General features: G+C 61.7%; 24 protein-coding genes. 8 read left to right on the forward strand and 16 right to left on the reverse strand.

Annotated features, from left to right (window positions below; translation table 11 throughout):
• Positions 1-108: 108 nt before the first annotated feature.
• On the reverse strand, positions 109-1,257 hold the full coding sequence (locus PspCFBP13508_RS10990) for an FAD-dependent oxidoreductase (RefSeq protein ID WP_137214437.1): 1,149 nt from the start codon (positions 1,255-1,257) through the stop codon (positions 109-111).
• 20 nt (positions 1,258-1,277) lie between these two features.
• Complete coding sequence (locus PspCFBP13508_RS10995) at positions 1,278-1,445, reverse strand: rubredoxin (protein WP_003177199.1); 168 nt, start codon at positions 1,443-1,445, stop codon at positions 1,278-1,280.
• 201 nt (positions 1,446-1,646) lie between these two features.
• Here PspCFBP13508_RS10995 and PspCFBP13508_RS11000 point away from each other — a divergent pair, with 201 nt between their 5' ends.
• The gene (locus PspCFBP13508_RS11000; RefSeq protein ID WP_137214438.1) at positions 1,647-2,207 is read left to right on the forward strand and encodes a chorismate lyase; all 561 of its coding nucleotides are present in this window, start codon (positions 1,647-1,649) and stop codon (positions 2,205-2,207) included.
• Positions 2,207-3,097, forward strand: a complete 891-nt coding sequence (gene ubiA / locus PspCFBP13508_RS11005) for a 4-hydroxybenzoate octaprenyltransferase (protein WP_137214439.1) — start codon at positions 2,207-2,209, stop codon at positions 3,095-3,097. The genes PspCFBP13508_RS11000 and ubiA overlap by 1 nt, the downstream gene beginning before the upstream one ends.
• A gap of 117 nt (positions 3,098-3,214) precedes the next feature.
• Here the strand turns inward: ubiA and PspCFBP13508_RS11010 are convergent, their stop codons facing one another.
• Positions 3,215-3,598 (reverse strand): hypothetical protein, encoded by a 384-nt coding sequence (locus PspCFBP13508_RS11010; protein ID WP_130910098.1) that lies wholly within the window; start codon positions 3,596-3,598, stop codon positions 3,215-3,217.
• 151 nt (positions 3,599-3,749) lie between these two features.
• Here PspCFBP13508_RS11010 and phoB point away from each other — a divergent pair, with 151 nt between their 5' ends.
• The 3 genes from phoB to PspCFBP13508_RS11025 all read left to right on the forward strand — a co-directional run bounded on the left by phoB (position 3,750) and on the right by PspCFBP13508_RS11025 (position 7,328).
• Positions 3,750-4,439 carry a phosphate regulon transcriptional regulator PhoB gene (gene phoB, locus PspCFBP13508_RS11015; protein WP_007896474.1) on the forward strand — a complete coding sequence of 230 codons (690 nt, stop codon included), beginning with the start codon at positions 3,750-3,752 and terminating at the stop codon, positions 4,437-4,439.
• A gap of 138 nt (positions 4,440-4,577) precedes the next feature.
• Positions 4,578-5,864 carry a phosphate regulon sensor histidine kinase PhoR gene (gene phoR / locus PspCFBP13508_RS11020; RefSeq protein ID WP_221264854.1) on the forward strand — a complete coding sequence of 429 codons (1,287 nt, stop codon included), beginning with the start codon at positions 4,578-4,580 and terminating at the stop codon, positions 5,862-5,864.
• Between the two features lie 123 nt (positions 5,865-5,987).
• A complete protein-coding gene (locus PspCFBP13508_RS11025) occupies positions 5,988-7,328 on the forward strand; it encodes a hemolysin family protein (protein WP_016772486.1) in 1,341 nt (446 codons plus the stop codon).
• A 172-nt stretch (positions 7,329-7,500) separates the two neighbouring features.
• Here the strand turns inward: PspCFBP13508_RS11025 and PspCFBP13508_RS11030 are convergent, their stop codons facing one another.
• From PspCFBP13508_RS11030 to PspCFBP13508_RS11065, 8 genes are all read right to left on the reverse strand, one after another.
• A complete protein-coding gene (locus PspCFBP13508_RS11030) occupies positions 7,501-8,397 on the reverse strand; it encodes a M23 family metallopeptidase (protein ID WP_122506249.1) in 897 nt (298 codons plus the stop codon).
• Between the two features lie 208 nt (positions 8,398-8,605).
• Positions 8,606-9,538, reverse strand: a complete 933-nt coding sequence (locus tag PspCFBP13508_RS11035) for a response regulator (RefSeq protein ID WP_130910101.1) — start codon at positions 9,536-9,538, stop codon at positions 8,606-8,608.
• Positions 9,539-9,715: 177 nt separating this feature from the next.
• Positions 9,716-10,477: a phosphate signaling complex protein PhoU gene (phoU, locus tag PspCFBP13508_RS11040; protein WP_016772483.1), complete on the reverse strand. Its 762-nt coding sequence runs from the start codon at positions 10,475-10,477 to the stop codon at positions 9,716-9,718.
• 111 nt (positions 10,478-10,588) lie between these two features.
• Complete coding sequence (pstB, locus tag PspCFBP13508_RS11045; RefSeq protein ID WP_016772482.1) at positions 10,589-11,422, reverse strand: phosphate ABC transporter ATP-binding protein PstB; 834 nt, start codon at positions 11,420-11,422, stop codon at positions 10,589-10,591.
• 93 nt (positions 11,423-11,515) lie between these two features.
• Positions 11,516-13,186: a phosphate ABC transporter permease PstA gene (gene pstA / locus PspCFBP13508_RS11050; protein WP_137214440.1), complete on the reverse strand. Its 1,671-nt coding sequence runs from the start codon at positions 13,184-13,186 to the stop codon at positions 11,516-11,518.
• Positions 13,187-13,202: 16 nt separating this feature from the next.
• Positions 13,203-15,488 (reverse strand): ABC transporter permease subunit, encoded by a 2,286-nt coding sequence (locus tag PspCFBP13508_RS11055; protein WP_137214441.1) that lies wholly within the window; start codon positions 15,486-15,488, stop codon positions 13,203-13,205.
• Between the two features lie 220 nt (positions 15,489-15,708).
• Complete coding sequence (locus tag PspCFBP13508_RS11060) at positions 15,709-16,707, reverse strand: phosphate ABC transporter substrate-binding protein PstS (protein WP_016772480.1); 999 nt, start codon at positions 16,705-16,707, stop codon at positions 15,709-15,711.
• Between the two features lie 234 nt (positions 16,708-16,941).
• Positions 16,942-18,240: an MFS transporter gene (locus PspCFBP13508_RS11065; RefSeq protein ID WP_073470879.1), complete on the reverse strand. Its 1,299-nt coding sequence runs from the start codon at positions 18,238-18,240 to the stop codon at positions 16,942-16,944.
• 377 nt (positions 18,241-18,617) lie between these two features.
• Here PspCFBP13508_RS11065 and PspCFBP13508_RS11070 point away from each other — a divergent pair, with 377 nt between their 5' ends.
• Positions 18,618-19,022 (forward strand): acyl-CoA thioesterase, encoded by a 405-nt coding sequence (locus PspCFBP13508_RS11070; protein ID WP_003229628.1) that lies wholly within the window; start codon positions 18,618-18,620, stop codon positions 19,020-19,022.
• A gap of 57 nt (positions 19,023-19,079) precedes the next feature.
• Positions 19,080-19,979, forward strand: a complete 900-nt coding sequence (locus tag PspCFBP13508_RS11075; protein ID WP_137214442.1) for a D-hexose-6-phosphate mutarotase — start codon at positions 19,080-19,082, stop codon at positions 19,977-19,979.
• Positions 19,980-20,062: 83 nt separating this feature from the next.
• Here PspCFBP13508_RS11075 and PspCFBP13508_RS11080 read toward each other — a convergent pair whose 3' ends face one another.
• The 5 genes from PspCFBP13508_RS11080 to PspCFBP13508_RS11100 all read right to left on the reverse strand — a co-directional run bounded on the left by PspCFBP13508_RS11080 (position 20,063) and on the right by PspCFBP13508_RS11100 (position 23,877).
• Entirely contained in the window at positions 20,063-20,599 is a 537-nt protein-coding gene (locus tag PspCFBP13508_RS11080) for a DUF3299 domain-containing protein (protein WP_137214443.1), read from the reverse strand.
• Positions 20,600-20,692: 93 nt separating this feature from the next.
• On the reverse strand, positions 20,693-20,938 hold the full coding sequence (locus PspCFBP13508_RS11085) for a GlsB/YeaQ/YmgE family stress response membrane protein (protein WP_016772475.1): 246 nt from the start codon (positions 20,936-20,938) through the stop codon (positions 20,693-20,695).
• Between the two features lie 111 nt (positions 20,939-21,049).
• The gene (locus PspCFBP13508_RS11090; RefSeq protein WP_041476593.1) at positions 21,050-22,132 is read right to left on the reverse strand and encodes a 5-(carboxyamino)imidazole ribonucleotide synthase; all 1,083 of its coding nucleotides are present in this window, start codon (positions 22,130-22,132) and stop codon (positions 21,050-21,052) included.
• 10 nt (positions 22,133-22,142) lie between these two features.
• Complete coding sequence (purE, locus tag PspCFBP13508_RS11095; protein ID WP_007920220.1) at positions 22,143-22,634, reverse strand: 5-(carboxyamino)imidazole ribonucleotide mutase; 492 nt, start codon at positions 22,632-22,634, stop codon at positions 22,143-22,145.
• 334 nt (positions 22,635-22,968) lie between these two features.
• The gene (locus PspCFBP13508_RS11100) at positions 22,969-23,877 is read right to left on the reverse strand and encodes a LysR substrate-binding domain-containing protein (protein WP_073470875.1); all 909 of its coding nucleotides are present in this window, start codon (positions 23,875-23,877) and stop codon (positions 22,969-22,971) included.
• Between the two features lie 180 nt (positions 23,878-24,057).
• Here PspCFBP13508_RS11100 and aspA point away from each other — a divergent pair, with 180 nt between their 5' ends.
• Positions 24,058-25,482, forward strand: coding sequence for an aspartate ammonia-lyase (gene aspA, locus PspCFBP13508_RS11105; protein WP_016772472.1), 1,425 nt, complete (start codon positions 24,058-24,060; stop codon positions 25,480-25,482).
• The last annotated feature ends 52 nt before the right edge of the window (positions 25,483-25,534 follow it).

The following is a 25,534-nucleotide window of genomic DNA, read 5'->3' on the forward strand; positions in this document are numbered from 1 at the left end:
CTCTGCGGCAGACGGGAGTGAGAATGGCACGCCGCCAACGGCGGCGCCAGTCTCCCCAAGACCTTTGTCGGGGCAAAAGAGCGGTGTTTGCGACAGAACGACCGGCATTTACGCCAGCAGCGGCGGCAGCTGTTTGTTCAGGGCCAGTTTTTCCATGACCGCCCCGCCGGTCAGGGCGTAACCGAGCAACTGACCGTCGGCACCGTGGCACAGCGCTTTGACGTCGGCGCCCTGCCCTTCGACGCTCCAAACGCCTTCGCTGCCCCGTGGCGGCGGCGACACCACCAGCGGGCACACCGGGGTTTTCACGGTGATCGGCATCGGCCCGTAGCTGACCGCGGTCGGGTTACCAGCGAGGGTTTGCGCCAATGCACGGGCGCAGCTCATCAGCGGCATCACGTAGAGCAGATTGAGCCCGTCGACTTCGGCGCAATCGCCCAGGGCGTAGATGTTGGCGTGGGAGGTTTTCAGGTAACGATCGACCATCACGCCGCGATTGACCTGCACGCCGGCAGCTGCCGCCAGATCGATGCGCGGGCGCAGGCCGATCGCCGAGACCACTACATCGCAGGGGATGATCTGGCCATCGGACAGGTGCGCTTCCAGGCCATCGGCGACTTTCTCCAGGCGGGTCAGCACCGGGCCGAGGTGAAACTTCGCCCCGATACTTTCCAGCCCGGCCTGCACGGCCGCCGCAGCGGCAGGATGCAAGAGCATCGGCATGACCTGTTCGCACGGCGCGACCAGTTGCACTTCGTAGCCGCCGAGGATCAGGTCATTGGCAAATTCACAGCCGATCAACCCGGCGCCGAGCAACAACACCCGACGCTTGCCCGCCGCTGCGGCACGGAAGCGCGCGTAGTCTTCGAGATCGTTGATCGGGAACACCAGTTCCGCGCCGTCGCCTTCGATCGGCACGCGCACGGTTTCCGCGCCCCAGGCCAGAATCAGGTCGCGATAGGGCACGGCTTCTTCACCGATCCACAAGCGTTTGTGGCCGGCGTCGATACCGCTGATGCGCGTGTGGGTGCGCACTTCGGCCTTCAACTGCTCGGCCATGACGCCGGGCTCGGCCATGCTCAGGCCGTCGGCATCCTTGTTCTTGCCGAAACCGGTGGAGAGCATCGGCTTGGAGTAAGAGCGGCCGTCATCGGCGGTGATCAGCAGCAGCGGGGTTTCGCTGTCGAGCTTGCGAAACTCGCGGGCCAGGTTGTAGCCCGCAAGCCCGGTGCCGATGATGACGACTGGTGCGCTCATGCCTTACTCCTCTGATTTGCTTAGTTGATTTCGATCATTTCGAAGTCCATTTTGCCGACGCCGCAGTCGGGGCACAGCCAGTCTGCCGGTACGTCTTCCCAGCGGGTGCCCGGCGCGATGCCGTCATCCGGCCAGCCATCGGCTTCGTTATAGATCAGGCCACAGACGATACATTGCCACTTCTTCATTCAGGTACTTCCTCAGGGTTCAGGCGTAGTGCCGGCGCGGACGGTCGATGGGTGCTGCGTTGCCATCCGGCTCAGGGCGTTTTGTACTGAGGGTGCCGCGCAGATGCAAGCCTGTTCGGCGCAACGGCGGCCGGCGCCGCTCAATCCTGTCGCCTGCCATGGTAAGCTCGCCGCCTCATTTGCGGCCAATAATGACTCATTGTGCAACATTCAAATGCCTGCCCCGCCCCGCTCTGGCTGACCCAAGACCGCCTGACGCCCCGCCCCGATCCGTTGACGCTGGACTGGTTGTTCGACGAAGGCTCGCTGACCCGCCGTTTGACCCGGTTGTCCGAGGACGGCTTCAGCGTGTCGCCGCTGTTCGAAGGCTGGGACACCCTGCGCGCTGATGAATGCGCGGCACTGGAGCTGGCCGAGGGCAGCGAAGGCTGGGTGCGTGAGGTGTATTTGCGCGGCCACGGCGAGGCCTGGGTGTTTGCCCGCAGCGTTGCCTCGCGGGCGGCCCTGCAAGGCGATGGCTTGCACATGGATGAACTGGGCAGCCGCTCGCTGGGCGAATTGCTGTTTTGTGATCGCGCATTTCAGCGCCGCGCCATTGAAGTCTGCCGCTACCCCGAGCAATGGTTGCCGCCAGTGGTGCAAGCCCCTGAGCTGTGGGGCCGGCGTTCGCGTTTCGACCGTGGCGCGCTGAGCGTGCTGGTCGCGGAAATCTTCCTGCCGAGCCTGTGGGACGCCGCCCGCGCCCATCCGGAGAACTGCTGATGTATCAGAGCCTGCTCAAGTCCCTCAACCGTCTGAACCCGCGCGCCTGGGATTTCGTTCAGCTGACGCGCATGGACAAGCCGATCGGCATTTACCTGCTGCTGTGGCCGACGTTGTGGGCATTGTGGATTGCCGGCAAGGGTTCGCCGTCGCTGGCCAACATTGTCATCTTCGTCCTCGGCGTGGTGCTGACCCGTGCCGGCGGCTGCGTGATCAACGATTGGGCCGACCGCAAGGTCGACGGCCACGTCAAACGCACCGCGCAACGGCCGCTCGCCGCTGGCCGGATCAGCTCGAAGGAAGCGCTGGTGTTCTTTGCCGTGCTGATGGGCATCAGTTTTCTGCTGGTGCTGTGCACCAACGCGCCGACGATCTGGCTGTCGCTGGGTGGGCTGGCGCTGGCATTCACTTATCCGTTCATGAAGCGCTACACCTACTACCCGCAAGTGGTGCTGGGCGCGGCGTTTTCCTGGGGCATGCCAATGGCCTTTACCGCTGAGACCGGAGAATTGCCGGCGGCGGCGTGGCTGCTGTGGATCGCCAATCTGCTGTGGACGGTGGGTTATGACACTTATTACGCGATGACCGATCGGGATGACGACCTGAAGATCGGCGTGAAATCCACGGCGATACTGTTTGGCGAAGCGGATCGGGTGATCATCCTCAGCTTGCAGGCATTGTCGCTGGCCTGCCTGATTCTGGCCGGGTCGAAGTTCGAGCTGGGGATCTGGTTCCGCCTCGGCTTGCTGGTGGCTGCGGGATGTTATGCGTGGGAGTTCTGGTACACCCGCGATCGCGACCGCATGCGTTGCTTCAAGGCGTTCTTGCATAACCACTGGGCAGGGTTGGCGATATTTGTCGGGATCGTGCTGGATTACGCGCTGCGCTGATGCATGACACTTGTGGGAGCGAGCCTGCTCGCGAAGGCGTCATGTCAGTCACCTCTGCAATAGCTGACACACCGCTTTTCGCGAGCAGGCTCGCTCCCACAGTCTTGTGCGTCGTGGTTATTTGGCCTTGGCGACTTTCCACGCGCCGTCCATTTTGCCGTCGCCGGTCATGTCGCCTGCCTTCTTGTCCATCACGAAGGTGTACAGCGGCATGCCCTGGTAGGCCCATTGCTTGCTGCCATCATCACGAGTGATTACCGTCCAGTCCCCCATCGACTTGTCATTCGCTGTCGCCATTAGCGGCGGCCAGTTTGCCGCGCACGTGTCATTGCACGCGGACTTGCCAGCGGAGTCCTTGGCGAAGGTGTACAGGGTCATGCCCTTGTGGTCGGTATACATGCCGTCCTTCTCCATCGCCGGATCGGCGGCCATGGCCAGCCCCGGCAATGTCAGGGCGGCGGCCATCAGCAGGGCTTTGAAAGAAGCAGTCATCTGAGTCATGGAAACCTTCTTTTGTGGTTGTCAGGATTCGGACTTGGAGCTTAGTTCAGGATCAGCACAAACGCCGCCACTCTGAAATACTGTCACACGACTGCAATAATTCCGTTATCTAATGCGGCGCAAGACAGTTAAATGACAAGAGGATTAAGGCATGGTTGGCAGGAGCATTCTGATCGTCGACGACGAAGCGCCCATTCGCGAAATGATCGCCGTGGCGTTGGAAATGGCCGGCTATGACTGCCTCGAGGCAGAGAACTCGCAGCAGGCCCACGCCATCATCGTCGACCGCAAACCGGACCTGATCCTGCTCGACTGGATGCTGCCCGGCACCTCGGGCATCGAACTGGCCCGGCGCCTCAAGCGTGACGAGCTGACCGGGGACATCCCGATCATCATGCTCACCGCCAAGGGCGAAGAGGACAACAAGATCCAGGGCCTGGAAGTCGGCGCCGACGACTACATCACCAAACCGTTTTCGCCGCGTGAACTGGTCGCCCGCCTCAAGGCTGTGCTGCGCCGCGCCGGACCGACCGATGGCGAAGCGCCGATCGAAGTCGGCGGCCTGCTGCTCGACCCGATCAGCCACCGCGTGACCATCGACGGCAAACCCGCCGAGATGGGCCCGACCGAATACCGCCTGCTGCAATTCTTCATGACCCATCAGGAACGCGCCTACACCCGTGGCCAGTTGCTCGACCAGGTCTGGGGCGGCAACGTCTATGTCGAAGAGCGCACCGTCGACGTGCACATCCGCCGCCTGCGCAAGGCCCTCGGCGACGCTTACGAAAATCTGGTACAAACCGTGCGCGGCACCGGTTATCGGTTCTCCACAAAAGCATAAAAGCTGCTGCAAGTTTCTAGCTACAAGCGGCAAGTGAAAGCCGATCCGCGTTAGCTTGGTGCTTGCGACTTGAAACTTGAAACTGCGGCTAAGGACGCCTCTGTGAATCAAAACTGGCATGGCACCCTGATTCGCCACATGCTGTTGCTGGTCACCGCCTGCCTGGTGATCGGCCTGATCACCGGCTATTACGGCTGGAGCCTCGCAGCGGGTCTGGGGCTTTATCTGGCCTGGACGCTCAAGCAACTGCTGCGTCTGCACGAATGGCTGCGCCAGCATCAACCCGACGAAGCACCGCCCGATGGCTATGGTCTGTGGGGCGAGGTGTTCGACAGCATCTATCACCTGCAACGCCGCGACCAACGGGTGCGCGGACGTCTGCAAGCGGTGATCGACCGGGTGCAGGAATCCACCGCCGCGCTGAAAGACGCGGTGATCATGCTCGACAGCGACGGCAACCTCGAATGGTGGAACCGCGCCGCCGAAACCCTGCTCGGCCTGAAGACTCCGCAGGACAGCGGCCAACCGGTGACCAACCTGGTGCGCCATCCGCGCTTCAAGGAATACTTCGAGCAGGACAGCTTCGCCGAGCCATTGGAAATCCCTTCGCCGACCAACGATCGCGTGCGCATTCAGCTGTACCTGACCCGCTACGGCAACAATGAACACCTGATGCTGGTGCGCGATGTCACGCGCATTCATCAGCTGGAACAGATGCGCAAGGACTTCATCGCCAACGTCTCCCACGAGCTGCGCACACCGCTGACGGTGATCTGCGGCTATCTGGAAACCCTGCTCGACAATGTCGAGGAAGTGAACCCGCGCTGGAGCCGAGCCCTGCAACAGATGCAGCAACAGGGCGGGCGCATGCAGACGCTGCTCAACGACCTGTTGTTGCTGGCGAAACTGGAAGCCACCGACTACCCGTCGGACAACCAGCCGGTGCAGATCGACACGCTACTGCAATCGATCACCAGCGATGCGCAGCAGTTGTCGGGAGCGAAGAACCAGCGCATCAGCCTCGAGGCCAATGCCGGAGTGCTGCTCAAGGGCAGCGAGGCCGAACTACGCAGTGCGTTTTCCAATCTGGTGTTCAACGCGGTCAAGTACACCCCGGCCGAGGGCAACATCCGCATTCGCTGGTGGGGCGACGATCAGGGCGCGCACCTGAGCGTGCAGGATTCCGGCATCGGCATCGACAGCAAACACTTGCCGCGCCTGACTGAACGTTTCTACCGCGTCGACTCCAGCCGCAACTCCAACACCGGCGGCACCGGCCTCGGCCTGGCCATCGTCAAGCACGTGCTGCTGCGCCACCGCGCACGCATGGAGATCAGCAGCGTGCCCGGTCACGGCAGCACCTTCACCTGCCATTTCGCCCCGGCCCAGGTGGCCAGCGCACGGGCGATCAGCGCCACCGAGTGATGCCGCCCGGCACACGCCACTAGGCAATCGCACGGTCAGCCGCTACATTGGCTGACTTGTGCCTGCCTTTCAGGCGCTGTTACTCCCTACTTTCGAATCACACGGAACCCGCAAAACTCCATCATGGACCCTTCCCCTGGCTTGTCCCTCGCTACTATTTTCGCCGACTTCGGCATGATCCTTTTTGCTCTGATCCTGGTGTTGCTCAACGGCTTTTTCGTTGCGGCGGAATTCGCCATGGTCAAACTGCGCTCGACCCGGGTCGAGGCCATCGCTGAACAACACGGCTGGCGCGGGCACATCCTGCGCACCGTGCACAGTCAGCTCGATGCCTACCTGTCGGCGTGCCAGCTCGGCATCACCCTCGCCTCCCTTGGCCTGGGCTGGGTCGGTGAACCGGCGTTCGCGCACATTCTCGAACCGCTGCTGAGCGCAGTCGGCGTCGACTCGCCCGAGATCATCAAAGGCGTGTCGTTCTTCACCGCGTTCTTCATCATTTCGTATCTGCACATCGTGGTCGGCGAGCTGGCGCCCAAGTCGTGGGCGATCCGCAAACCCGAGCTGCTGTCGCTGTGGACGGCGGTGCCGCTGTACCTGTTCTACTGGGCGATGTACCCGGCGATCTATTTGCTCAACGCCAGCGCCAACGCGATTCTGCGTATCGCCGGGCAAGGCGAACCCGGCCCGCACCATGAACACCATTACAGCCGCGAAGAACTGAAACTGATCCTGCACTCCAGCCGTGGCCAGGACCCGAGCGATCAGGGCATGCGCGTACTGGCCTCGGCGGTGGAAATGGGCGAGCTGGAAGTGGTCGACTGGGCCAACTCCCGCGAAGACCTGATCACCCTGGAGTTCAACGCGCCGCTGAAGGAAATCCTGGCGATGTTCCGTCGCCACAAGTTCAGCCGTTATCCGGTGTACGACAGCGAGCGCCAGGAGTTCGTCGGCCTGCTGCACATCAAGGATCTGCTACTGGAACTGGCCGCACTGGACCACATTCCCGAGTCGTTCAACCTGGCCGAGCTGACCCGCCCGCTGGAGCGCGTATCGCGGCACATGCCGCTGTCGCAACTGCTGGAGCAGTTCCGCAAGGGCGGCTCGCACTTCGCCGTGGTCGAGGAGGCTGACGGCAACATCATCGGCTATCTGACCATGGAAGACGTGCTGGAAGTGCTGGTCGGCGACATTCAGGACGAACACCGCAAGGCAGAGCGCGGCATCCTCGCCTATCAGCCGGGCAAGCTGCTGGTGCGTGGCGATACGCCGTTGTTCAAGGTCGAGCGCCTGCTCGGCATCGATCTGGATCACATCGAAGCGGAAACCCTCGCCGGGCTGGTCTACGAAACCCTGAAACGGGTGCCGGAAGAGGAAGAAGTGCTGGAAGTCGAAGGCCTGCGCATCATCATCAAGAAAATGAAAGGGCCGAAGATTGTCCTGGCCAAGGTGTTGATGCTGGATTGATGGGAGTTTGGGGAGCTCTTGTGGCGAGGGGATTTATCCCCGTTGGACGGCGCAGCCGTCCCAAAACCATTGAATGCAGTCAGTTAGTACAGAGTCGCAATATTTGGGGCCGCTTCGCGGCCCAACGGGGATAAATCCCCTCGCCACAAAAACCCTCGACACCCTATCGCGCCTACTGCTTGCCCAACGCAAAGTTGGGCAACGCCCCCAGCGGCTGGTTGAACTGATAGGGAATCGACACCAGCCCCTCTCCGGTATTGCGCTGCACCACGAAGTGCAGGTGCGGGCCGCTGCTGTTGCCGGTGTTGCCGGACAGCGCCAGCGGGCTGCCGACCTTGACCCGTTGTCCTTCGCGCACACTCACCGAACCCTGTTTCAGATGCAGGTACACGCCCATGGTGCCGTCGTCGTGCAGCACCCGCACGAAATTGCCGGAGGCATCGGTGCCGCGTCCGCTCTGGGAGTTCTCGGTCTTGACCACCACTCCCGCTCGCGCGGCGATGATCGGCGTGCCCACCGGCATGGCGATGTCCATGGCGTAGCGGTTCTTCGGCCCATAGTGGCTGTACTGGCCGTTGGCGCCCTGACTCAGGCGAAACGGCCCGCCACGCCAGGGCAGCGGATAGCGATAGCTCTGCGCGGTGCCTGCGGGGTCGCCCAGCGAATACTGGAACTGCGGCGAGTACACCAGCGGCTGGTCGCGGCTGATCGCCGTCAGCAGCGCCAGCCGCGTATTGCTGCGCGGTGGCAGCACGCGACGGATCGCCTGCGCTGGCGCGCCACGCACATTGCTCGTGCCGATGAAGGCCAGGGCAACCTCGACCGGCGCGTACAGATCGTTGCGCGCAAACACTACATCAACGCCCTTCTGCTTCTTGATGTCCAGGTACACCTGGCGGTCGAGGCGCTCGACCATGCGATCCTGAAACACGAACACCTTCGCGCCTTTGCTCGGGCGGTCACTGTACGAGACCACGCCATTGGCATCGGTGGATTTGTAGATGGTCATGGCCATCGCCAGCTGGGAGGCCAGGCAGAGACCGCAGAAAAACAGCAGGCGCGCGAGCATGGGCAAAAGTCTGTCGAAGGAAGGCCTGGGAATCAGCCTAGCAGCTGAGACAGACCAGGCTAGTCGACAGATGTTTCAAATTGCCCAGCGCGGGAGATGGGTGGTGTTTCGGCTGGCCCCTTCGCGAGCAGGCTCGCTCCCACATTTGGAATGCGTTCCAGGGTGGGAGCGAGCCTGCTCGCGAAGGCGGCCTATCGGGCGACGAAGCTTACGCGCCGGGTACGAAGTGCTTCTGCGCCGTGCCCCGGGCGATCAGGCGCGAGATGTAGTCGAGCTTCTGCGCATCCTGGTCGACGAAACGGAAGGTCAGTTGCAGCCAGTCGCTGTCGGCTTTCTGCTCGTGGGCGACGATGGCGTGCAGGTAACCATTGAGGCGCGCGATCTCGGCGTTATCGCCCTGCTCCAGATCGAGCACGGCGCTGTCGAGGATCTGCGGCAGGGTTTCGGTGCGCTTCACTACCAGCAGGGCTTCCTTGATGCTCAAGGCCTTGATCACGCATTGCTGATTGCCGCTCGGCAACCGCAGCTGGCCCTGCCCACGACCGCCCACCGGCGCCTTGGATGCACCGGGCGCCTGAACTGGCGGGCTGTTGAGCAAACCGCGCGACGGTGCAGCGGCTGGAGCGGGGGCAGCAGCGGCAGGCCTGGCCGCAGCGCCGCCAACCACGGCAGGCTTGCCGCCGGTCAACGCGCTCAGGGAATCGTTGCCGAACGCCGAATTCATCTTGGTCGGCGCGCTGTTCATCAAGGTGTCGAGCTTGCCGACCTTGTTCAGTGCCTGCTTGACCTTGGTCAGCAGCTGCTCGTTGGTGAACGGCTTGCTGACGTAGCCGGAAACGCCGGCCTGAATCGCCTGGACCACGTTTTCCTTGTCGCCACGGCTGGTGACCATGACGAACGGCATGGTCTTGAGGTTGTCCTGCTCGCGGCACCAGGTCAGCAGTTCGAGGCCGGACATTTCCGGCATTTCCCAGTCGCACAGCACCAGGTCGAAAGCCTCTTTGGCCAGCATGGCCTGGGCCTTTTTGCCGTTGATGGCGTCCTCGGTGCGGATCCCCGGGAAGTAATTACGCAGGCACTTTTTCACCAGGTCACGAATGAACGAAGCATCGTCCACGACCAACACACTGATCTTGCTCATCCAACACCCCTATTAAAATCCCGGCAAGCATAACGCTGGCTGATGGCACATTGCCAAAACTCTTCAGTCACGCCGGGACTTTTCGTTCGCGGGTGCTGCTTTTTAATTCGATCTGCCTTGTGAAAAGCACAAACAAAAACGCCCGGCCAGAGGGCCGGGCGCTTTTCTCAGGCAATCTTACTTATCGTCAGCTTCGCCCGGAACATTAGCGGTTTCAGCGCTTGTGCCCTCAACTTCTTCCTTCATGCGCTTGAGGCCCATGTGGCGCACGTCGGTGCCGCGCACCAGGTAGATCACCAGTTCGGAGATGTTGCGCGCATGGTCGCCGATACGCTCCAGCGAGCGCAGGACCCAGATGATGCTCAGCACCCGTGAGATAGAGCGCGGGTCTTCCATCATGTAGGTGGCCAGCTCACGCAGGGCGGTTTTGTATTCGCGGTCGATGATCTTGTCGTACTGCGCCACCGACAAGGCCAGATCGGCATCGAAACGGGCGAAGGCGTCCAGCGCATCGCGCACCATGTTGCGTACCTGGTCACCAATGTGACGAACCTCGACGTAACCACGCGGCGCTTCGCCTTCTTCGCACAACTGGATGGCACGACGGGCGATCTTGGTGGCTTCGTCGCCGATACGCTCAAGGTCGATCACCGACTTGGAAATGCTGATGATCAAACGCAGGTCAGACGCCGCCGGCTGCCGACGGGCGAGAATGCGCAGGCATTCTTCGTCGATGTTGCGTTCCATCTGGTTGATCTGGTCATCGATCTCACGGACCTGCTGAGCCAGGCCGGAATCGGCCTCGATCAGCGCGGTCACCGCGTCGTTGACCTGCTTCTCGACCAGCCCGCCCATGGCCAGGAGGTGGCTGCGCACTTCCTCCAGTTCAGCGTTGAACTGCGCAGAGATGTGATGGGTTAAACCTTCCTTCGAAATCATGATTTGCTCCGCAAAAGCCATGAGCTGCAAGCTACAAGCCGCAAGCTGATTTGTGTCGTACTCGAACCGCTCTTACTTGCCGCTTGAAGCTTGCGGCTTGCAGCTGCACGGTTAGCCATAGCGACCGGTGATGTAGTCTTCGGTCTGCTTCTTCGCCGGATTGGTGAACAGGGTATCGGTATCGCCGAATTCCACCAGTTTGCCCATGTACATGAACGCGGTGTAGTCGGACACCCGTGCCGCCTGTTGCATGTTGTGGGTAACGATGACGATGGTGAACTTGGACTTCAGCTCGTAGATCAGCTCTTCGACTTTCAGCGTCGAGATCGGGTCGAGAGCGGAGCACGGCTCGTCGAGCAGCAACACTTCAGGCTCAACCGCGATGGTGCGGGCGATGACCAGACGCTGTTGCTGACCACCGGACAGGCCGAGGGCCGAGTCGTGCAGGCGATCTTTGACTTCATCCCAGAGCGCCGCGCCTTTCAATGCCCACTCGACGGCTTCGTCGAGGATGCGCTTTTTGTTGATGCCCTGAATGCGCAGGCCATACACCACGTTTTCGTAGATGGTCTTCGGGAACGGGTTGGGCTTCTGGAACACCATGCCGACGCGACGACGCAGTTCGGCCACGTCTTCGCCCTTGCGATAGATGTTGTTGCCGTACAGGTTGATCGCGCCTTCGACGCGGCAGCCGTCGACCAGATCGTTCATCCGGTTGAAGGTACGCAGCAGCGTCGACTTACCGCAGCCGGACGGGCCGATGAACGCGGTCACGCGCTGCTTCGGGATGTTCATGCTGACGTCGAACAGTGCCTGTTTCTCGCCGTAGTACAGGCTCAGGCCCGGCACTTCGATGGCGACGGTTTCCTGCGCCAGGTCCAGGCTCTGCTTGTCGCGGCCCAGGGCAGACATGTTGATGCCGTGGCTGTGTGTTTCGTGCTGCATGGTTCTCACTCCGTTCGTAGCTGCAAGCTTCTGGCTGCAAGCTGCAAGTTTGAGCAAAAGCGGCTTGTAGCTTGCCGCTTGTGGCTAATGGCTTTAGCTATCCAGTGCTTTGTATTTTTCACGCAGGTGGTTGCGGATATACACCGCCGACAGGTTCAGCGTTGCGATCACCAGCACCAGCAGCAGCGCGGTGGCGTACACCAGCGGGCGGGCTGCTTCGACGTTGGGGCTCTGGAAGCCGACGTCATAAATGTGGAAGCCCAGGTGCATGATCTTCTGGTCCAGGTGCAGGTACGGGTAGTTGCCGTCCACCGGCAACGACGGCGCCAGCTTCACCACCCCTACCAGCATCAGCGGCGCCACTTCACCGGCGGCACGGGCCACGGCGAGGATCATGCCGGTCATCATGGCCGGGCTGGCCATCGGGATAACGATTTTCCACAACGTTTCCGCTTTGGTCGCGCCGAGGGCCAACGAACCTTCACGCACGGTACGCGGAATCCGCGCCAGACCTTCTTCGGTCGCCACAATCACCACCGGTACCGCCAGCAGAGCGAGGGTCAGCGAAGCCCAGAGCAGGCCCGGCGTACCGAAGGTCGGCGCCGGCAGAGCTTCAGGGAAGAACAAGCGGTCGACCGAGCCACCCAGCACGTAGACGAAGAAGCCCAGACCGAACACGCCGTAGACGATCGCCGGTACGCCGGCGAGGTTGTTCACCGCGATGCGGATGATCCGGGTCAGAGTGTTCTGCTTGGCGTATTCGCGCAGGTACACCGCCGCCAGCACGCCGAACGGGGTGACGATCATCGCCATGATCAGGGTCATCATCACGGTGCCGAAGATCGCCGGGAAGATCCCGCCTTCGGTGTTCGCTTCACGCGGGTCGTCGGAGAGGAATTCCCAGATCTTGCTGAAGTAAAAACCGACTTTGGTCAGCGTGCTCATGCCGTTTGGCTGGTAGGCATGCACGACTTTGCCCAGACCGATTTCGATTTCCTTGCCGTTGGCGTCACGGGCGGTCAAGGCGTCGCGGTTGAACTGAGCATGCAAATCAGACAGACGTGCTTCGATGTCCTTGTAGCGCGCGTCCAGCTCGGCGCGCTCGGATTCCATGTCCGCTTGTGCGGTGGCGTCGAGCTTGCCTTCCAGCTCGAGTTTGCGGCCATGCAGACGGATGCGTTCGAGGCCGGCGTTGATCGCGCCGATGTCGGTTTTTTCCAGCGTCTTCAGTTGAGCCGCGAGATCGTTCACACGCTCGATGCGCGCTTGCAGTTCAGGCCATGCGGCCTCGCCCTCGGCGATGACCTTGCCGTCCTGTTTGACGTTGACCAGGTAACCGTAGAAGTTACCCCATTCACGACGCTCGATCGCCATCAACTCCGGCGGCGTGGTCTGCTTGGTCAGCCACTCGCCGACGATCCAGGTGAAGTCGTTGCCGTTCAGGTCACGGTTGCCGACCTTGATCAGCTCGCGGGTCATGAATTCCGGACCTTCGTCAGGCACCGGCAGTCCGGCGCTCTTCAGACGTGCGCGCGGCACTTCTTCTTTCTGCACCACTTCGCCGATCACCAGGTGATTGGCCTGGCCCGGCACGTCGTAATGCGCGTGGATCAGATCCGCCGGCCAGAAGTGACCGAGACCGCGCACGGCAATCACCGCCAACAGGCCAATGGTCATGATGACCGCGATGGACACCGCGCCACCGCTGATCCAGACGCCCGGGGCGCCGCTCTTGAACCATCCTTTCAGGGAGTTCTGTTTCACAGACTTCTACCTTTGCTTAAAGCGACGAGTATTTCTTGCGCAGACGCTGACGAATCAGTTCTGCCAGGGTGTTCATGACGAAGGTGAACAGCAGCAGCACCAGCGCCGAGAGGAACAGCACGCGGTAGTGGCTGCCGCCGACTTCCGACTCGGGCATTTCCACCGCGACGTTGGCGGCCAGGGTGCGCAGGCCTTCGAACAGGTTCATCTCCATGACCGGGGTGTTGCCGGTGGCCATCAGCACGATCATGGTTTCGCCGACCGCACGGCCCATGCCGATCATCAGCGCCGAGAAAATCCCCGGGCTGGCGGTCAGGATCACCACGCGGGTCATGGTCTGCCACGGCGTCGCACCGAGGGCCAGCGAACCCAGGGTCAGGCCGCGCGGCACGCTGAACACGGCGTCTTCGGCGATCGAGTAGATGTTCGGGATCACCGCAAAACCCATGGCCAGACCGACCACCAGAGCGTTGCGCTGGTCGTAGGTGATGCCCAGGTCGTGGGAGATCCACATGCGCATGTCGCCGCCGAAGAACCAGTTCTCCATGAACGGGCTCATGTACAGCGACAGCCAGCCCACAAACAGGATCACCGGAATCAACAGCGCACTTTCCCAGCCATCCGGGACTTTCAGGCGGATCGATTCAGGCAGACGGCTGAAGGTGAAACCGGCGACCAGAATGCCGATCGGCAGCAACATCAGCAGGCTGAAGATGCCCGGCAGATGGCCCTCTACGTATGGCGCGAGGAACAGACCAGCGAAGAAACCGAGGATCACCGTCGGCATCGCTTCCATCAGTTCGATCACCGGTTTGACCTTGCGGCGCATGCCCGGGGCCATGAAGTACGCGGTGTAGATCGCCGCAGCGACGGCCAGTGGCGCGGCCAGCAGCATGGCGTAGAACGCGGCTTTCAGGGTGCCGAAGGTCAGCGGCGAGAGGCTCAGTTTCGGTTCGAAATCGGTGTTGGCGGCGGTCGATTGCCAGACGTATTTAGGCTCGTCGTAGTTCTCGTACCAGACCTTGCTCCACAGCGCGCTCCACGATACTTCCGGGTGCGGGTTGTCGAGCAGCAGCGGTTGCAGCTTGCCGCCGGCTTCGACGATCACTCGGTTGGCGCGCGGCGACAGACCAAACAGGCCCTGGCCTTCAACCACCTGATCGACCAGCAACGTACGGTGCGCGGTGCTGTGGAACACGCCGAGCTTGCCGCTGGCATCGAGGGCGAGGAAACCTTTGCGGCGTTCTTCGGCAGCGATTTCAACGATCGGCGTGGTGCCCATCTGGAAGGTGCGGATCTGCTTCAGACGCTGCTCGCCATCGGTATCGCGGGCCATGAACCACTGGGCCAGACCGCCCTTGGAATCGCCGATGATCAGCGAGATACCGCCGACCAGCTGCGCGGTGGCGGTGACTTGGGCGTCAGCGTTTTCCAGCAGTTTGTAGCGCCCGTTGAGGCTCTTGTCGCGCAGGCTGAATACGTCGGCCTGAGCACGACCGTTGACCACGTACAGCCACTGCTGGCGCGGGTCGACGAAGATGTTTTTCACCGGCTCGGTCATTTGCGGCAGATCGATGCGCGTCTGCTCGTTGGTGACTTCGCCGGTCATCATGTTTTCTTCGCTGGTCAGCGACAGCACATTGAGTTGCGAGCCGGTGGAGCCGACCAGCATCAGCGTCGAATCGGTGGCGTTGAGGCTGACATGCTCCAGCGCGCCGCCGCTTTCGTTCAGTGCGATCGGTGCCTCGCCATAGGGATATTCGATGGCCGGGCTGATGGTTTTCTTGCCATCGGGGTAGCTGACTTTATAGGTGTGACGGAACACCAGCGCCTGACCGTTGGACAGGCCCACGGCCACCAGCGGATGACCCGGCTGGTCTTCGCCAATCGACGTCACGGTGGTACCCGCAGGCAGCGGCAGATCGACACGCCTCAATTCAGCGCCACTGTCGAGATCGAAGAACAGCGCCTGGCCCTTGTCGGACACACGCATGGCCACCTGATTCTGCTCCTCGAGCGAGATCATCAGCGGCTTGCCGGCGTCCTGCATCCAGGCCGGGGTGATCGAGTCTTTCGCGGTCAGGTCGGCACCTTGAAACAGGGGCGCAACAACGTAAGCGAGGAAGAAGAAGATCAGGGTGATGGCCGCGAGCACCGCCAGGCCGCCGACGAGGACGTACCAACGGGTGAAGCGATCCTTGAGCGCGCGAATTCGGCGCTTGCGTTGCAGCTCAGGCGTATTGAAATCAATGCGCTTGGGAGGGGAAGTCGTAGTCATTGGGGAATTGGCCAGATCATTCATGCGCACACCCTAGCGATCCTGTATGACAGAAAGATGACAATGCAGTGACGCAGCAAATCCGCCACCCGGAAGGTCCGGCAGCGGAGTCGAAAATTTGGTGGTTGCGGCAGCGCGCCTGCTCGTCAAAGCGTCGGGTCAGTCACATCGATGGTGCATGTGACGCCCCCTTCGCGAGCAGGCTCGCTCCCACAGGAGTCCGGCGTCAGGCCGGCCTCAGGTGTTACTTCTTGGCGACAGCGCCGCCTTCCTGCAGACCGAGGTCAGCCAGTGCTTTTGCAGCAACCTTGGCTGGCAGCGGGATGTAGCCGTCTTTCACTACCACTTCCTGGCCCTGCTTCGACAGCACCAGTTTCACGAACTCGGCTTCCAGCGGGGCCAGAGGCTTGTTCGGGGCTTTGTTGACGTAAACGTAGAGGAAGCGCGACAGCGGGTACTTGCCGTTCAGGGCGTTTTCTTCGGTGTCTTCGATGAACTCGCCACCTTCTTTCTTGGCCAGGGCAACGGTTTTCACGCTGGCAGTCTTGTAGCCGATACCCGAGTAGCCGACGCCGTTAAGCGAGCTGCTGATCGACTGCACCACCGACGCCGAACCTGGTTGTTCGTTGACGTTTGGTTTGTAGTCGCCTTTGCACAGGGCTTCTTCCTTGAAGTAGCCGTAGGTGCCGGACACCGAGTTACGGCCGAACAGCTGGACTGGCTTGTTGGCCAGGTCACCGGTCACACCGAGGTCGCCCCAGGTCTTGACGTCAGCTTTGGCACCGCACAGGCGCGTCGAGGAGAAGATCGCATCGACCTGGGCCATGGTCAGGTGCTTGATCGGGTTGTCCTTGTGCACGAACACGGCCAGGGCATCCACGGCAACCGGGATCGCCGTCGGCTTGTAGCCGTACTTCTGTTCGAAAGCCTGCAGCTCGTTGTCTTTCATCTTGCGGCTCATCGGGCCCAGGTTGGCGGTGCCTTCGGTGAGCGCAGGTGGCGCGGTGGAAGAACCGGCAGCCTGAATCTGGATGTTGACGTTCGGGTATTCTTTTTTGTAGTTCTCAGCCCACAGGGTCATGAGGTTGGCCAGGGTATCGGAACCGACGCTGGACAGGTTGCCCGACACACCAGTGGTCTTGGTGTAGCTCGGGATAGCAGGGTCAACAGCGGCGAACGCGTTGGCAGTCGCAACGCCAGCAGCGACAAAAGTCATTGCCGCCATCAAACGCTTCAGTTTCATGCCTTACTCCTAGCAGATAGGGTGTGTTAAGTCGGGGCCAAGTATCAGCAGGCCGTGTGAACACTCTATGGCTGAAATATGACAATTGGATGAAAGGCCAGCATCGGGTTTTGCTGGATGATTTGTGGCGTCCCCATTCGCGAGCAGGCTCGCTCCCACAATTGAAATGCATTCCAACTGTGGGAGCGAGCCTGCTCGCGAAGTGGCCGGTATTGGTGGAGTAGATCCTGGGCTTTAGCGCCCCTTCTTCCACAGCCACGCCCCGACCACAATCCCCATCCCGCACAGCACCGCAACATAGTAAGCCGGCCCCATCGCGCTTTCCTTCAGCAGCAGGCTCACCACCATCGGGGTCAAGCCACCGAAGATCGCGTACGCGACGTTGTAGGAAAACGACAGGCCACTGAAGCGAACCACCGGCGGGAACGCCTTGACCATCACGTACGGCACCGCGCCGATGGTGCCGACCAGCAAACCGGTCAGTGCGTACAGCGGGAACAGCCAGTCCGGGTGGTCGGCGAGGCTGTGGTAGAAGGTCCAGGAGCTGATCAGCAGGCCCAGGCAACCGAACACGAATACACGGCCGGCGCCGAAGCGATCGGCCAGCGCGCCGGCACCAATGCAGCCGAGGCTGAGGAAGACGATGGCCAGGCTGTTGGCTTGCAGCGCCGTGGTCGGCGAGAAGTGGTAGACGGTTTGCAGCACGGTCGGGGTCATCAAAATCACTACGACGACGCCGGCCGACAGCAGCCAGGTCAGCAGCATCGAAATCGCGATGGCGCCGCGATGATCACGCAGCACCGCGCGCAACGGCACTTCTTCGGCCAGTGCCTTGCGCAGTTGCAGTTCGGCGAACACCGGAGTTTCGTGCAGCCAGCGACGCAGGTATACCGAGAACAGGCCGAACACGCCGCCGAGCAGGAACGGGATCCGCCAGGCGTAATCCGACACTTCGGCTGGCGTATAAATGCTGTTGATCGCCGTGGCGACCAGCGAGCCGAGGAGGATGCCGGCAGTCAGGCCGCTGGTGAGCGTGCCGCAGGCATAACCGATGTGCTTTTGCGGTACGTGTTCGGAAACGAATACCCACGCCCCCGGCACCTCACCGCCAATCGCTGCGCCCTGGATCACCCGCATCAGCAGCAACAGGATCGGCGCCCAGATGCCGATCTGCGCGTAAGTAGGCAGCAAGCCCATGATCAGCGTCGGCACGGCCATCATGAAGATGCTCAGGGTGAACATTTTCTTGCGCCCCAGCAGGTCGCCGAAGTGCGCCATGACGATGCCGCCCAGCGGCCGCGCCAGATAGCCGGCGGCGAAGATGCCGAAGGTCTGCATCAAGCGCAGCCACTCTGGCATGTCGGCCGGGAAGAACAGCTTGCCGACGACGGTGGCGAAGAACACGAAGATGATGAAATCGTAGAACTCCAGCGCCCCGCCGAGGGCGGACAGCGACAGAGTCTTGTAGTCATTGCGGGTCAACGGTCGTGCGGGTTGCTCGGGCTGCGCGAGGCTCGAAGGCGCTGTGGTCATGGCAAGGGCTTCTCTTATAGTCGAATCTGTCGCCACAACAACGCTGGCGGTGGCTTGGACAGGTTCGGCACCATAGCAAATTGTTCGAAAAAGCACATAGAGGCGCGTAATTGACGGTCGAAATCAGAACCGGGTGGTCGTCGCGGGGTCTATCGACCGATATACTCGCCACCTGCGCAGGATTTGTAAGAGATTGCTGTGCGAAAACGTTGTTGGCCCGTCCTTTGCTCGGGATTTAGCCTTTTTCGCAGAGTTTCCCTTTAGGCGCCTGATGGAAAACGTGACGAACGCAGTGTGTTCGGTGTTGAATCGTTTTTCTTGAAGACGGCTACCACTCGCAATACCCACGAAGAGTCATGGGTCAGAGGCCCCTCGGCATGATAGAGCTCGAACAAGAAGATCCGATCCCACAGGGCGACCTGGCCCTGCAAATCACCGCACTTCCCCGCGAAACCAACGGCTTTGGCGATATTTTCGGCGGCTGGCTGGTCGCGCAGATGGATCTGGCCGGCACTGCCATGGCCAGCCGGGTGGCCGGCGGCCGCGTTGCCACTGTCGCCATCGACCGCATGGCGTTTCTCGTCCCGGTCGCGGTCGGCGCGCAGTTGTCCTTTTATACCCAGACCCTGGAAATCGGCCGCAGCTCGATCCAGATGATGGTCGAAGTGTGGAGCGATGACCCACTCTCCAGCGAATGGCGCAAGGTCACCGAAGCGGTTTTCGTCTTCGTCGCCATCGACGGCAGCGGTCGCACCCGCTCGGTGCCGCCACGCGCACGTTAAACCTCGCGGCCGTTTTGCGGTCGATAGTCGTCCCCAGTGTCTGATCGAGAGTTGCCCATGAACACGCCCAACGTTGAAGCCGTGAAACAGGATGAACTGAACTGCTGGCGCATCCGCCACGGCAAGGCCGAAGTGCTGGTGGCCCAGCAAGGCGCGCACATCCTCAGTTATCAGATCGACGGCCAGCCGCCGATCATCTGGCTCAACGACAAGGCCGAGTTCAGGACCGGCAAAAGCATCCGCGCCGGCGTGCCGGTGTGCTGGCCGTGGTTCGGCAAATTCGAACGCAACCCGAGCAGCGTGCAGGCGATGTACACCGGCGCGCAACCGGCCCCCGCGCACGGTCTGGTACGGGCGATGGACTGGGAGTTGGGCGGCATCGAATCAGAGGCTGACGGCATCAAGGTCGAGTTCAAGCTGCCCTACCCGGAAGGTGGCCTGCCGGGCTGGCCCCACGAGGTCGACCTGACCCTGACCCTGCATCTGGCGGATCAGTTGCATTACAGCCTTACCAGCCATAACCGGGGTACTGACAGCGTTACGCTGAGTCAGGCGCTGCACACCTATTTCGCCGTGAGTGACGCGCGCAATGTGCATGTCGACGGCGTGGCCGGGCTCAACTACATCGAGACCCTGGATGACTGGAACACGGCCAGCCAGAGCGGCGATCTGCATTTCGCCGGCGAGACCGACCGCATCTACCTCAATGCTCCGCCGCAATTGAGCATCGTTGATCCGAGCTGGGAACGACGCATCGTGCTGACCTCTACCGGCTCGCGCACTGCGGTGATCTGGAACCCGTGGATCGACCGCGCCGCCGCCCTGCCGGACATGGACAACGATGGCTGGCAGCGCATGCTGTGCATCGAGACGGCCAATGTGATGGATGACATCGTCACGCTGACGCCGGGGGAGAGCCATACCTTGGGCGTTAGCGTGGCCAGCAAACCGCTTTAAGATCAAAAGATCGCAGCCTTCGGCAGCTCCTACAGGAAAATGCATTCCAATGTAGGAGCTGTCGAAGGCTGCGATCTTTTGCTTTAGAGGTCAGCTTCCTCCACCACCCGCACCTTCTCCGCCTCCAGCGCATACGCTGCATCCGCCAGATCATTGCTGACCTTTTCGATCTTCAGCGTGCCGGTCACCCATAGCGGTGTGTAGATGTCCTCCAGCTTCAACCCTTTCGGATAACGCACCAGCACCAGTTGATTGGGCGGCGGTGGCGGCACGTGGATGCAGGCGCCGGGATACGGCACGAGGAAGAACAGCGTGCTGCGGCCCTTGGCATCGGACTCCAGCGGCACCGGGTAACCACCGATGCGGATGTGTTTGTCATTCATCGACGCCACGGTTTTCGTCGAATACATCACCGCTGGCAGACCCTTGGCCTGTTTCATCCCGCCCTTCTCGGTGAAGGTGCCGGTGGCTTCGGGGGTGTTGTGGTCGATTTCCGGCATGGCCTCGAGGGCCTTTTGATCCGACTTGGGCATCAGTTCCAGCCAGTCGGTTTCCGGCAGTTCGCCGGCGTGGGCGAGACCGCTGCCCAGCAAGAGGAGAGTCAACAGAAGACGGCGCATGAAGGTGCTCGGCTGGCAAAGGAATGGACGGTGAGTCGCCGCGCATTCTAGCCCTCCCGGCCGCGCTGGCCGAGAGGGCTTTGTCGCTTTCGATCAGTTCTTTTTGATCAGACCGTAGATCACCAGCAACACGACAGCGCCGACCAGTGCGCCGAGGAAACCCGCGCCCTCGCCCGCCTGATAGATGCCCAGAGCCTGGCCGCCGTAGGTGGCTGCCAGCGAACCGCCGATACCGAGCAGGATGGTCATGATCCAGCCCATGCTGTCATCGCCCGGTTTCAGGAACCGAGCCAGCAGGCCGACGATCAAGCCGATAAAGATGGTTCCGATAATTCCCATGGCATTTCCCTCTGATTTGGTAGATATGCCAAAGCCTAGACAGACTTTGGCATCCTGCCATGAGAGAACGGCGGCCCCTGAATGGTTCCGCCGCTGCCACATGAAACTGGTTTACTCGGCGATCAGCGCTTCGACCTTGATGATCTGCGCCTGCAGCGTGGCCATGTCGGCGCAGCGCAGGTTGGCATGGCCGACCTTGCGTCCGGCCTTGAAAGCTTTGCCGTAGTGATGCAGATGGCAGTCTTCGATGGCGATGACTTTTTCCACCGGCGGCACTACGCCGATGAAGTTGAGCATCGCGCTCTCGCCGACCTTGGCGGTCGAACCCAGCGGCAGGCCGGCCACGGCACGCAGGTGGTTTTCGAACTGGCTGCACTCGGCGCCTTCAGTGGTCCAGTGCCCGGAGTTGTGCACGCGCGGGGCGATTTCGTTGGCTTTCAGGCCACCGTCGACTTCGAAGAACTCGAAAGCCATCACGCCGACGTAGTCGAGGTGTTTGAGCACACGGCTGGAATAATCTTCGGCCAGCGCCTGCAACGGGTGATCGGTGCTGGCGACGGACAGCTTGAGGATGCCGCTGTCGTGGGTGTTGTGCACCAGTGGATAGAACTTCGTTTCGCCATCGCGGGCACGCACGGCGATCAGCGACACTTCGCCGGTGAATGGCACGAAGCCTTCCAGCAGGCAGGCAACGCTGCCCAGTTCGGCGAACGTACCGGCAACATCTTCCGGCTTGCGCAGGACTTTCTGGCCCTTGCCGTCATAACCCAGGGTGCGGGTTTTCAGCACGGCCGGCAGACCGATCGAAGCGACGGCGGCGTCCAGGTCGGCTTGCGACTGGATGTCGGCGAAGGCCGGGGTCGGAATGCCGAGGTCTTTGAACATGCTCTTTTCGAACCAGCGGTCACGAGCGATGCGCAGGGCTTCGGCGCTCGGGTAGACCGGCACGAATTGCGAAAGAAACGCCACGGTTTCGGCCGGGACGCTCTCGAATTCGAAGGTCACCAGATCGACTTCATCGGCCAGTTGGCGCAGATGATCCTGATCGCCGTAATCGGCCCGCAGGTGTTCGCCCAACGCAGCGGCGCAAGCGTCCGGCGCAGGGTCGAGAAAAGCGAAGTTCATCCCCAGCGGAGTGCCCGCCAGGGCCAACATGCGACCCAACTGGCCGCCACCGATTACACCGATCTTCATCTCAACAACCTCAGGCAATACGTGGGTCTGGATTGTCCAGGACGCTGTCTGTCTGCTCGGCACGGAAGGTTTTCAGTACCGCGTGAAATTGCGGGTGCTTGGCGCCGAGGATGCTTGCCGAGAGCAGCGCGGCGTTGATCGCGCCAGCCTTGCCGATGGCCAGGGTGGCAACTGGAATGCCCGCCGGCATCTGCACGATCGACAGCAGCGAATCGACGCCCGAGAGCATGGCCGACTGCACCGGCACGCCCAGCACCGGCAGGTGGGTCTTGGCCGCACACATGCCTGGCAGGTGGGCTGCGCCACCGGCACCGGCGATGATCACCTCGATGCCGCGGCTTTCAGCCTCTTCGGCGTACTGGAACAGCAGATCCGGGGTGCGGTGGGCGGAAACCACCTTGACCTCGTACGGGATGCCGAGCTTTTCCAGCATATCGGCGGTGTGGCTAAGGGTGGACCAATCGGACTTGGAGCCCATGATCACGCCAACCAGTGCACTCATCGTCGCGCCTCTTCTCTCTGGAGCGCCCGCAGGCGCGTCATAAAACAACAAGCCACGCAGGTTGCGTGGCTTGATTGTACGAAAAATGGCCGGACGTGCCGGCCGAAGGCCGCGCAGTATACCGCAAAGAAAGCAATAAACAGCCCCCGAAACGACCATCTGTCAAATGAGCGAAAGGCCCGGTTTTATTGACCTTGAGGTCAGCGAAAGAACAGCGCAAAAATCCCCCTGTGGGAGCGAGCCTGCTCGCGAAAGCGTTGTGTCAGCCGTACCTCAGCGCCTGACGCTGCGCATTCGCGAGCAGGCTCGCTCCCACATTCGATCTTCATCAGCTTCAAGCGTTTTGGGCAGCACCGCCTTCAAGCTTGCGCCACAGCAACCGCACGTTGGCCTTGCGTACCAGGGCGCAGCGGTACAAACGAATCTCCAGCGGCACATGCCATTGCGGGCCGCCGCACACCACCAGCTCACCGCGCGCCAACTCTGCGCGTACGCTCAGTTGCGGCACCCAGGCAATGCCGAGGCCTTCCAGCGCCATGCTTTTCAGGCTGTCGGCCATCGCGGTTTCGTAGATCGTGGTGAAGCGCAACTGGCGCTGGCGCAGCAAGCCGTTCACCGATCGGCCGAGAAACGCCCCGGCGCTGTACGCCAGCAACGGCACGCTCGCCTCGCCTTCCAGATCGAACAGCGGTTTGCCATCCAGATCTGCCGCGCACACCGGCAGCATTTCGGTCTGGCCCAAGTGCAGCGACGGGAAGATTTCCGGGTCCATCTGCATCGCCGAATCCGGGTCATAGAACGCCAGCATCAGATCGCAGCCACCTTCACGCAAAGCGTGCACGGCGTCACCAACGTTGGTCGCCACCAGCCGCGTGGCGATGTTCAGCCCTTCGTTGCGCAACTGGGCGATCCAGCGCGGGAAAAAGCCCAGCGCCAGCGAGTGTGCCGCCGCCACCTGCATCACCTCGCCCTGCCCGCCTTCCAGATGATGCAGATGGCGCAGCACTTCGCCGAGCTGTTCGACCACGGTGCGCGCGGTCACCAGGAACAACTGCCCCGCCGCCGTCAGTTCGACCGGCGTGCGCGAGCGATTGACCAGGGTCAGCCCCAGCGCCGCTTCGAGGCTGCGGATCCGCCGACTGAACGCCGGCTGAGTCACGAAGCGCCGTTCGGCTGCCTGCGAGAAGCTGCGGGTGGCGGCCAGGGCACTGAAGTCCTCGAGCCATTTGCTTTCCAGATTCATCACGTCCTCCCGGACACGCACCAAAACAGGTCACACGTCTGCCGCACAGGCGGCGTCACATGGGCATTATGCCGAATGTGCATAGGGCAGTGCTGAACAGCATTGGCCCAAAAATCCCCACAAGCCTAGCATTCGCAGCGTTCCGGCACAGACCGGGTCCTTATCGAGATGATTTCTATCATGTCCTCCGCTGCATCTTTCCGCACAGAAACCGACCTGCTTGGCGCCCTCGAAGTACCGGCCCATGCGTACTACGGCATCCAGACCCTGCGAGCGGTGAACAACTTCCGCCTCTCGGGCGTTCCGATCTCGCATTACCCGAAACTGGTTGTGGGCCTGGCGATGGTCAAACAGGCCGCCGCTGACGCCAACCGCGAGCTGGGTCACCTGAGCGAAGCCAAGCACGCTGCCATCAGCGAAGCCTGTGCCCGATTGATCCGCGGCGATTACCACGAAGAGTTCGTGGTCGACATGATTCAAGGTGGCGCCGGCACGTCCACCAACATGAATGCCAACGAAGTGATCGCCAACATTGCTCTGGAAGCGATGGGCCACGAGAAAGGCGAATACCAGTACCTGCACCCAAACGACGACGTGAACATGGCGCAGTCGACCAACGACGCCTATCCGACGGCGATCCGTCTGGGTCTGCTGCTGGGTCACGACGCGCTGCTGGCCAGTCTCGACAGCCTGATCCAGGCCTTCGCGGCCAAGGGCAAAGAGTTCGACCACGTCCTGAAAATGGGCCGTACCCAACTGCAAGACGCCGTGCCGATGACCCTCGGCCAGGAATTCCGCGCGTTCGCCACCACGATGGGCGAAGACCTCGCGCGTCTGAAGACGCTGGCCCCGGAACTGCTGACCGAAGTCAACCTGGGCGGCACCGCGATCGGCACCGGCATCAACGCCGACCCGCGTTATCAGGCACTGGCTGTTCAACGTCTGGCATTGATCAGCGGCCAACCGCTGGTACCGGCCGCCGACCTGATCGAAGCGACCTCCGACATGGGCGCGTTCGTGCTGTTCTCCGGCATGCTCAAGCGCACCGCGGTCAAGCTGTCGAAGATCTGCAACGACTTGCGCCTGCTGTCCAGCGGCCCACGCACCGGCATCAATGAAATCAACCTGCCGGCGCGTCAGCCAGGCAGCTCGATCATGCCCGGCAAGGTCAACCCGGTGATCCCGGAAGCCGTGAACCAGGTCGCGTTCCAGGTCATCGGTAACGACTTGGCGCTGACCATGGCAGCCGAAGGCGGCCAGCTGCAACTGAACGTGATGGAGCCGCTGATCGCTTTCAAGATCCTCGATTCGATCCGCCTGCTGCAACGTGCCATGGACATGCTGCGCGAGCACTGCATCGTCGGCATCACCGCCAACGAAGCGCGCTGCCGTGAACTGGTCGAGCATTCGATCGGTCTGGTCACCGCACTGAACCCGTATATCGGCTACAAAAACGCCACCCGCATCGCCCGTATCGCCCTTGAAAGCGGCCGTGGCGTGCTGGAACTGGTGCGCGAAGAAGGTCTGCTCGACGAAGCCATGCTCGCCGACATCCTGCGCCCGGAAAACATGATTGCCCCGCGTCTGGTTCCGCTCAAAGCCTGAGCCGACGCGAACTTGTAGCACCGCTCACCAGGTCGAGGGACTAGACACCTCT

It is taken from the genome of Pseudomonas sp. CFBP13508, from assembly GCF_005233515.1.
GTDB lineage: Bacteria > Pseudomonadota > Gammaproteobacteria > Pseudomonadales > Pseudomonadaceae > Aquipseudomonas > Aquipseudomonas mercuritolerans.